The sequence below is a fragment of the Bradyrhizobium neotropicale genome (assembly GCF_001641695.1).
Taxonomy (GTDB): domain Bacteria; phylum Pseudomonadota; class Alphaproteobacteria; order Rhizobiales; family Xanthobacteraceae; genus Bradyrhizobium; species Bradyrhizobium neotropicale.
Genome location: NZ_LSEF01000009.1, coordinates 9,970 through 17,974 on the forward strand (window position 1 = coordinate 9,970; position 8,005 = coordinate 17,974).

The window sequence follows — 8,005 nt, forward strand, 5'->3', positions numbered from 1 at the left end:
GCCCGGCCATGACGATGGTGGGGGGCTTCCGTTGAAGACAATTCTAACAGTGCTCTTGGTTGCGATACTTGCTGGCGAAACCCATGCCCAATCGCTCCCCGGCGGCTTCGTCTATTTGCGCGACATCGATCCCACCATCATCCAGGACATCCGCTACGCCACATCAAACAATTTCGTCGGCCGCCCGCTCAGCGGCTATCGCGCCGGCGAATGCGTGGTGAAGCGGGAGGTGGGGATGCGGCTGAAGGCGGTTCAGCAGGAGCTCGCCAGCCAAAACCTTTCGCTCAAGATGTTCGACTGTTACCGGCCGGCGCGCGCCTCTCTCGACATGGTCGCGTGGTCGCAGAATGGTCGCGAGACCACAGCCGAGCGGCGCTACAATCCAAAAATCCCCAAGACCGAGCTGTTTCGCCTCGGCTACATCGCAAGCCGCTCGCAGCATTCCACTGGTGCCGCGCTCGACCTGACGCTGGTCGATCTCAAAGCCGACAATTCCGCCAAATTCGATCCATCGAATGCCTATGCCGATTGCACGGCGCCGGTCGGGGCCCGGCCGCCGGAAGGCAGCGTCGACATGGGCACCGGTTACGATTGCACGGACGTGAAGGGCCACACCGCGGCACCGTCAATCACGCCGGAGCAGCGCGCCTGGCGCAAGCGGCTGGTCGCTGCCATGGGACGGCAAGGCTTTGTGAACTATTCGAAGGAGTGGTGGCATTTTTCCCTGCCGGGGGCGGGCGGGGCGGCCTATGATTTCCCGATCCAGCCGCGGCGGAACTGATTCCTGTCCGAGGACACGTCATGACCCAGCCCTGCTTCGCGACCCACGAGGTCTTCAACCAGTCGCCGCCCTTCGAGGATGTCGATCTCTTTACGGCGGACCGTCCTCTGGTCGAGGCGGTGAAGGCCAATGGCGGCGCTGCGGCGGAACAGGAGCTGTCAGCGTTCGGCAAGCACTGGGGCTCGGCGGCGATGGCCGAGCGCGGGCGCGTGGCGAACGAGAACACGCCGAAGCTGCGCACCTTTGACTCGAAAGGCAATCGCCGCGACCAGGTCGAGTTTCATCCCGCCTATCATGAGCTGATGGCGCACAGCGCGCATGCCGGCGTGCACAATTCCACCTGGACCGCGGATGGAAAGCCCGCGGGCGGGGCCGCCGAGGTTATTCGCGCAGCCAAATTCTACATCGCCGCGCAGGTCGAGACCGGCCATCTCTGTCCGATCACGATGACGCGCGCCTCCGTCGCGGCATTGGCACTGCAGCCGGACCTACTGTCGCGCGTGATGCCGGTGCTGTCGACGACAAGCTACGATCCCGCCTTCGCGCCGTGGCGGGAGAAGCGTGGCATGACGCTCGGCATGGGCATGACCGAGAAGCAGGGCGGCACCGATGTGCGCGCCAACATGAGCCGCGCCGCGCGCGATGGGAACGCCTATCGCATCACCGGCCACAAATGGTTCATGTCCGCGCCGATGTGCGATGCGTTTCTGGTGCTGGCGCAGGCCGAGGGCGGGTTGACCTGCTTCTTCATGCCGCGCTTTGCGCCGGACGGCTCCGTCAACGCGATCCAGTTCCAGCGGTTGAAGGACAAGCTCGGCAACCGCTCCAACGCATCTTCGGAAGTGGAATTCGTCGGCGCCTATGCAGAAGCCGTCGGCGAGGAGGGCAAGGGCATCCGCACCATCATCCAGATGGTGCAGCTCACGCGGCAGGATTGCGCGATCGCCTCCGTCGGGCTGATGCGCTCGGGGCTCGCGCATGCGCTGCATCACGCGCGTCACCGCAGCGTGTTCCAGAAGCATCTCGCCGATCAGCCGCTGATGCAGGCGGTGCTGTCGGACATGGCGCTGCACGTGGAGGCGAGCGTCGCGCTGGTGATGCGGCTCTGCCGCGCCTTCGACCGCACGCCGCACGATCCGGCTGAGGCCGCCCACATGCGGCTGCTGACACCCGCGATCAAATACTGGATCTGCAAGAGCGCACCAGGCTTCCTCTACGAGGCGATGGAGTGCCTCGGCGGCAACGGCTACGTCGAAGAGGGCATTCTGGCGCGGCACTATCGGGAGTCGCCGGTCAACGCGATCTGGGAAGGCTCGGGCAACGTGATGTGCCTCGACGTGCTGCGCGCGCTGTCGCGCGAGCCGGAAGCCGCGATGGCGGTGCTGCAAGCTCTTGCTGCCGAGACAAAAGGTCTGTCAGGCGCAGGTGAGGCAATTGCTTTCATCGACAAGACTTTTCGCCGCGCCGATGGCGAGCGCGTCGCGCGGCTCGCGGTCGAGAGACTCGCTCTGCTTGCCGCCGCCGCTGCGCTCAACGGCGTGTCGCCTCGCCACGCCGAGCTCTTTGGCGCCACGCGCCTCGCGACCAATCATGCCAGCATGTATGGCGCGGTGGAACTGGAGAGCGGGGATGTGCGCGGCCTGCTGGAGCGGGCGCTGCCGTGAGTGCTCCATTGCTTACTCGCACCTAACGAAAGCTCCCTGATGGACTCCCTCAATCCCGACCATCCGCCGCTCATCGTGCCGCCAGCGGAAGTCGCCCCGCGCGTCTGGAAGTTCTGGGGCACGGCGCTGTGGGGCGTGCTCATCTTCGCCGCGATGTTCGTCGGACAGGTCGGCGCGATCGTCCTCCTGGTGGTGCTTCGCGGTCTCCCGGTCGACTTGGCCTCGATCCAGCTCGTCGGCCAAGAGCCTCAGGCGCTGGCGCTGTCGGTGATCATGGGTCTGCCGGCGACGCTGGCGGCGGTCTGGCTTGCCATTCGCATCAAGAAGGCATCCTTCGTCGATTACCTCGCACTGCGCTGGCCGTCCTGGATGCAGCTCCTGTTCGGCGCCGTCGGCCTCGTCCTGCTCGTGCTCGCGTGGGAGACGATGTCGCGGACGCTCGGCCGCGAGGCGACGCCGGGCTTCATGACTGATCTGCTCAAATCGGGCCGCGACAAGGGCGCCGCAGCGATGCTGCTGCTAGCTTTCAGCGTGGCCGCGCCGATGTCCGAGGAAGTGCTCGCGCGCGGCTTCCTCTATGGCGGCTGGTCGGCAAGCTTCCTGCGCGTGCCCGGCGCGATCCTGCTGTCGTCGCTGGTCTGGACGGTCGTGCATCTGCAGTACGACATGTACTTCCTCGCCGAGGTCTTCACCATCGGCGTCTGGTTCGGCTACATGCGCTATCGCGCCAATTCGCTCTGGCTGACAATCATGCTCCATGCGCTGAACAATATGACCGCCGTCGTGCTCACTATGTGGCTCGGCGATTGACGCTTCGTCTCAGGCCACCAGCGCGATCGTGATCGGCATCGTGACCGCCGCCAAAATCGTCTGCAGCGTGACGATCTGCGCCAGCAGCGGCGCATCGCCGCCCATCTGGCGGGCCAGCACGTAGGCGCTGGAGGACGTCGGCACCGCGGCGCAGATTGCCACAATCGCGAGGCTGTCGCCGGAAAGGCCGAACCAGAGGGCGAGCGGGAGCGCGAGGATGGGCATCAGCACCAGCTTGAGCACCACGCCGATCGTGGCGCCCACGCTTGGACGGAGCAGGCCTTCGAGATGCAGACCGGCGCCGGTGACGAGCAGGCCGATGGCGAGCGAGGAGCGGCCGAGCGCATCGGCGACCTCGTGCCAGATCTTCGGCAGGGGCAGGTGGGCGAGGTTGATGACGATGCCGATCATGCAGGCCCAGATCAGGGGATTGAGCACCACCGTCATAACGATCGCGCCCATGGACTGCTTGTTCGGTGAGGCGTAGTGCGCGAGCACGGCGACGCTGAATACGTTGACCAGCGGGATGATCGCGACCATCGCGACCGAGGCGAGCGCCAGCCCGACATCGCCGAACATGTTGGCGCAGACGGAGAGGGCCACAAAAGTCTGCCAGCGTGTCGCGCCCTGGAAGATCGAGGTGAAGGCGGGGCCGTCGATCTCGAGCCGCGCCAGGGCCGGGCGCAGCGCGAGGCAGAGCAGCGACATCGCGAGCACCGACAACAGCAGCGCGCCGCCGACGCCGGCGACCGGCACCTTGGAGAGGTCGGCCCTCACCAGAGTCTGGATCAGGAGCATCGGAAACAGCACGAAATAGGTCAGCCGCTCCAGCCCGTGCCATTGCGTGTCGAGCCGCATCAGGGTGCGCTTGAGCACGATTCCGAGCACGATGAGGATGAAGACCGGGAGCAGCGCCGCGATCACGACGGCCATGGGTCAGTCCATCCCGGGCGCTGCGCGAAGATTGGCAAGCCGGTCGAGCGCGCCTTGCAGGATGAAGATCGCCGCGTGCTCGTCGATGACCTCGGCGCGCCTGGCGCGGCTGACGTCCATGCCGATCAGCTCGCGCTCCACCGCCGCTGTCGACAGGCGCTCGTCCCAGAGGCCGATGGGAAGCGCGGTGAGGCCGGCGAGGTTGCGGGCGAAGGCGCGGGTCGATTGCGCGCGGGGGCCTTCGCTGCCGTCCATGTTGATGGGCAGGCCGAGCACGAAGCCGACCGCCTTGCGTTCGGTCGCGATCGCAAGCAGCCGTGCCGCATCCTGCTTGAACGCCTTGCGCTGGATGGTCTCGACGCCGGTCGCGAGCCGACGATCGGGATCGGAGACGGCGACGCCGATCGTCTTGGTGCCGAGGTCGAGCCCGATCAACGCGCCGCGCGCGGGCCAGTGGGTTGCAGCATCGACCAGGGATAGGATAGGAGCCGGCATGGCATCAGCGCATAGCATGCGTCGCGCCGCGGAGTGAACCCTGGACAATGGATGCGCTGACACTATTCGGCCTGTTTGCCGTGACCGCGATGCTGGTCTGCTATGCTCTGGAGGATCGCAGCCATTGGTTCGTGCTGCTGTTCGCCGCGTCCTGCGCGCTCGGCTCGGCCTATGGTTTCCTGCAAGGTGCCTGGCCGTTCGGCCTCGTCGAGGCGATCTGGGCCATCGTCGCATTGCGGCGATGGCATCTCAGGCCGCGGTGATGGCAGCGTAATCCGGACGGGGGGGCCTGCCAGGAGCAGGCGGAGTCTCGCCCGGGTCGAGGTTGCCGATCAGCGGATCGCGATCGGGTTGATCATCGCCTGCACACCTCCGGTCCAGCGCGGCTGCCCGAGCACGAACAGGAATTCATATCCCTTGTCCCGGGCGAGCGCGGCCGTATCCATGTTCTCCAGGATGTAGGTCCCGTTCATGGCGAGCAGGATCTGATGCACCTCGAACACGTTCTTGGACTCGAAGGGTAGCACCTCCAGCGCCCAGGTGTCGGCGCCGATCGCGACGACGCCCTTGCTGGTCAGGTACTTTGCGCCTTCGACGCCGAGGCCGGGCTCGGCGGCCGAATAGCGCTTGTCATCCTTGCCGACGAGGCTGAGCCAGCCGGTGTGGAAGATGACGACGTCGCCCTGGCGGATCTCGACGCCCTGCTTCTTGGCGACCTCGTCGATCTCCTTGACGTTGAAAGCGGTGCCTTCCTTGACCACGTCGGTGTTGTAGTAGGCCGCCATGTCGAGCAGGACGCCGCGGGTGACCATCGGCGGCACCTTCTCGATGCCGAGCTTCTTCAACCCGGTCGGATCGGCGAAATCGGCGAGCTTGTTGCCGTTGTAATAGACGTGCTCGACGCCGAGATGTCCAAGACCGTCGAGCTGGCTGCCGATGCCGACCCAGGTATCCAGGATGTCGTCATTGTAGGTTGCCTTGTTGGGACCGAGGCCCGGGCTGCCTGCCTGCCCGGGTTGCACGATGGTGAGCTTGAACGTGCGCGGCGGATAGGCGGGCGTATTGGGCGTGACGGGCATGCCAAGTGCATAGGTCTTGCCGGTCTTCACCAGTGACGCGGCCTTCACCACGAGCTCGGGCGTCATGTAGTTGGCGGCGCCGATCTCGTCGTTCGGCCCCCATTTCGATTTCGTCCAGTCCTGTGCGCTTGCAGTTCCGATCGTCGCCGACAACGCAGCGACGCAGCACAACACGTGCGTATTGCGCATCGATAGTCCTCCCGATGTTTGGCTTCGTTATGGTTTCGCGCCGGTCAGTGACACACCCTAACGTAGAATGGCCGCGCGCTTCAAAGCTTTTCGCACTGCTGCGCTGCGGCGTCTGAACGTCGATAGATTCAAAATCGACAGATTTGTGTCGATGAATTTCGCGTCGTGGAACGACGCGCTGGGTCAGGCCGCGATGACGTCGTCTTCTTTCTTCAGGCAGGAGATGAAGCTGCTGAGCGCGCTGTATTGATGTCCGCTGCGGCGCTGAATGAAGAGCGTCTCGACGCGAGCATGCGCGGGGTTCAGCGGATGGATCGACACGTTGCCGATCATCGCATTGCGTTCGACCACGGCGCGCGGCAACAGTGTCACGCCCATGTCGGCGGCAACGCAGCCGATCATGCCATCGAGCGTGCCGAGCTCGAAGCGCGCTGCCGACGGCCAGCCGAACTCGACGAAAATTTGTTCGAGGCGCTGGCGATAGGTGCAGCCGGTGCGGAACGCCAGCGCGGTCGGGCCTGACTCCGGCGTCGCGGCGCGCAGCTCCTTCAGCGAGGTCCAGCGGCGCGCACTGACCAGCACTAGTGGTTCATCACAGTGATTTTGACGTTTTGATACCGAGCCATCCGAGGATAGGCAACTTTTCGGGTGGCAAGAGGATCTCGATGCTTCGAGCGACGCCGGGCTGGCGACGAATGAACCCGTTGCGTTCGAGGGTGAGGATCATCTGGTGGACTGACGGCGGGCTGACGCGGAAATGCCGCTGGATGTCGGCCTCGGCGGGCGGCTGTCCGAACATGTACGAGTAGGTATGGATGAAAGCGAGATAGTGTCCCTGCTTCTCGGTGAAGTGCGCGCCTGATTTTTGACTCATAGCTGGATTCGTCCCGGCCTCCGACAAGGAGGCGAAGCATGAATGTACGTTATCGGGTCGAATTGAGCCAAGCCGAGCGGGACGAACTGACGGCAATGCTCGGCGGCGGCACGCATTCCGCCCGCAAACTCAAACGGGCTCAGATTGTGCTGGCGGCCGATTCAGGCAGCTGCGACGCGGAGATTGCCCGAACCGTCCGGGTCAGCCTTTCCACCGTCGGCCGGACCAAACGCCGTTTCGTAGAAGGCAATCTGGAGCGGGCCTTGAGTGAGGAGCCGCGTCCGGGCGCGGAACGCAAGCTGACAGGCAAGGAAGAGGCCCTGCTGGTGGCGACGGCATGCGCCAAGCCGCCCGCCGGCCGCAAACGCTGGACGCTGACATTGCTGGCCGACGCGATGGTCAAGCTCACCGATCACGCCAGCCTGTCGGGCGAGACCGTGCGCCGCCGGCTGGCCGACAACGACCTCAAGCCGTGGCGCCGGGATATGTGGTGCATTCCTCATGTCGACGGCGAATACGTCGCCCGGATGGAGGATGTGCTCGATCTCTACGCCGAGGCGCCGGATCCCGAGCGGCCCCTGGTTTGCTTCGACGAGACCCCAGTCCAGCTGATCGGCGAGGTACGCCAGCCGATCCCTGCCCAACCGGGACAGCGCGAGCGCTACGATTACGAATATCGCCGCAACGGTACCGTCAATCTCTTCGTCACCTTCGATCCGCATCGCGGCTGGCGCAATGTCAAGGTTACAGACCACCGCGCCGCGGTCGACTACGCGCACTGCATGCGCGAACTCGTCGACGTCCACTATCCCAATGCCGCCTGCATCCGTGTGGTGCAGGACAATCTGTCGATTCATACGGCCGGCGCGCTATATCAGGCATTTGCGCCTGCCGAGGCCCGTCGCATCCTGCGCCGCCTCGAGTTCCACTACACCCCGAAACACGCCAGCTGGCTCAATATGGTCGAGTGCGAGATCAGCGTGCTGCAGCGCCAGTGTCTCGGCCGTCGCATCGACGATCCCAAAAGGCTTCGAAAAGAAATCGCAGCATGGCAACGGCAGCGAAACAAGGCGCGAGACCGCATCAAATGGATGTTCACAACCGACAAAGCCCGCGCCAAACTCGGTCGCGCCTATCCAGTTGCCGCCAAAGAGTCAAAACCACTGTGATGAACCACTAG

The 8,005-nt window shown here is 64.7% G+C and carries 9 protein-coding genes and 1 pseudogene; 5 read left to right on the top strand and 5 right to left on the bottom strand.

Annotation, left to right across the window (positions count from 1 at the left end; all coding sequences use genetic code 11):
* The first annotated feature begins 31 nt into the window (after nucleotides 1-31).
* Genes AXW67_RS01565 through AXW67_RS01575 form a run of 3 tightly spaced genes read left to right on the top strand, consistent with a single transcriptional unit; the run spans nucleotide 32 to nucleotide 3,255 of the window.
* The gene (locus AXW67_RS01565; RefSeq protein WP_063676109.1) at nucleotides 32-781 is read left to right on the top strand and encodes a M15 family metallopeptidase; all 750 of its coding nucleotides are present in this window, start codon (nucleotides 32-34) and stop codon (nucleotides 779-781) included.
* A gap of 20 nt (nucleotides 782-801) precedes the next feature.
* On the top strand, nucleotides 802-2,445 hold the full coding sequence (locus AXW67_RS01570) for an acyl-CoA dehydrogenase family protein (protein WP_063676112.1): 1,644 nt from the start codon (nucleotides 802-804) through the stop codon (nucleotides 2,443-2,445).
* A 39-nt stretch (nucleotides 2,446-2,484) separates the two neighbouring features.
* The gene (locus AXW67_RS01575) at nucleotides 2,485-3,255 is read left to right on the top strand and encodes a CPBP family intramembrane glutamic endopeptidase (protein WP_063676113.1); all 771 of its coding nucleotides are present in this window, start codon (nucleotides 2,485-2,487) and stop codon (nucleotides 3,253-3,255) included.
* A 9-nt stretch (nucleotides 3,256-3,264) separates the two neighbouring features.
* Here AXW67_RS01575 and AXW67_RS01580 read toward each other — a convergent pair whose 3' ends face one another.
* Both AXW67_RS01580 and ruvX read right to left on the bottom strand, forming a co-directional pair.
* Nucleotides 3,265-4,188: an AEC family transporter gene (locus tag AXW67_RS01580; RefSeq protein WP_063676116.1), complete on the bottom strand. Its 924-nt coding sequence runs from the start codon at nucleotides 4,186-4,188 to the stop codon at nucleotides 3,265-3,267.
* 3 nt (nucleotides 4,189-4,191) lie between these two features.
* Nucleotides 4,192-4,683 (bottom strand): Holliday junction resolvase RuvX, encoded by a 492-nt coding sequence (gene ruvX, locus AXW67_RS01585; RefSeq protein WP_063676124.1) that lies wholly within the window; start codon nucleotides 4,681-4,683, stop codon nucleotides 4,192-4,194.
* Between the two features lie 47 nt (nucleotides 4,684-4,730).
* Between ruvX and AXW67_RS01590 the strand changes: the two genes are divergently transcribed.
* On the top strand, nucleotides 4,731-4,946 hold the full coding sequence (locus tag AXW67_RS01590) for a hypothetical protein (RefSeq protein WP_063676118.1): 216 nt from the start codon (nucleotides 4,731-4,733) through the stop codon (nucleotides 4,944-4,946).
* A gap of 69 nt (nucleotides 4,947-5,015) precedes the next feature.
* Here the strand turns inward: AXW67_RS01590 and AXW67_RS01595 are convergent, their stop codons facing one another.
* The 3 genes and pseudogenes from AXW67_RS01595 to AXW67_RS01605 all read right to left on the bottom strand — a co-directional run bounded on the left by AXW67_RS01595 (nucleotide 5,016) and on the right by AXW67_RS01605 (nucleotide 6,825).
* The gene (locus tag AXW67_RS01595; RefSeq protein ID WP_063676120.1) at nucleotides 5,016-5,951 is read right to left on the bottom strand and encodes a cyclase family protein; all 936 of its coding nucleotides are present in this window, start codon (nucleotides 5,949-5,951) and stop codon (nucleotides 5,016-5,018) included.
* Between the two features lie 183 nt (nucleotides 5,952-6,134).
* Nucleotides 6,135-6,542: pseudogene (locus AXW67_RS01600) on the bottom strand (LysR substrate-binding domain-containing protein); the annotation flags it as partial.
* 1 nt (nucleotide 6,543) lies between these two features.
* Nucleotides 6,544-6,825: a LexA family protein gene (locus AXW67_RS01605; RefSeq protein WP_063675745.1), complete on the bottom strand. Its 282-nt coding sequence runs from the start codon at nucleotides 6,823-6,825 to the stop codon at nucleotides 6,544-6,546.
* Nucleotides 6,826-6,863: 38 nt separating this feature from the next.
* On the opposite strand from AXW67_RS01605, the gene AXW67_RS01610 reads away from it, so the two are divergent.
* Entirely contained in the window at nucleotides 6,864-7,994 is a 1,131-nt protein-coding gene (locus AXW67_RS01610) for an IS630 family transposase (RefSeq protein ID WP_063675747.1), read from the top strand.
* The last annotated feature ends 11 nt before the right edge of the window (nucleotides 7,995-8,005 follow it).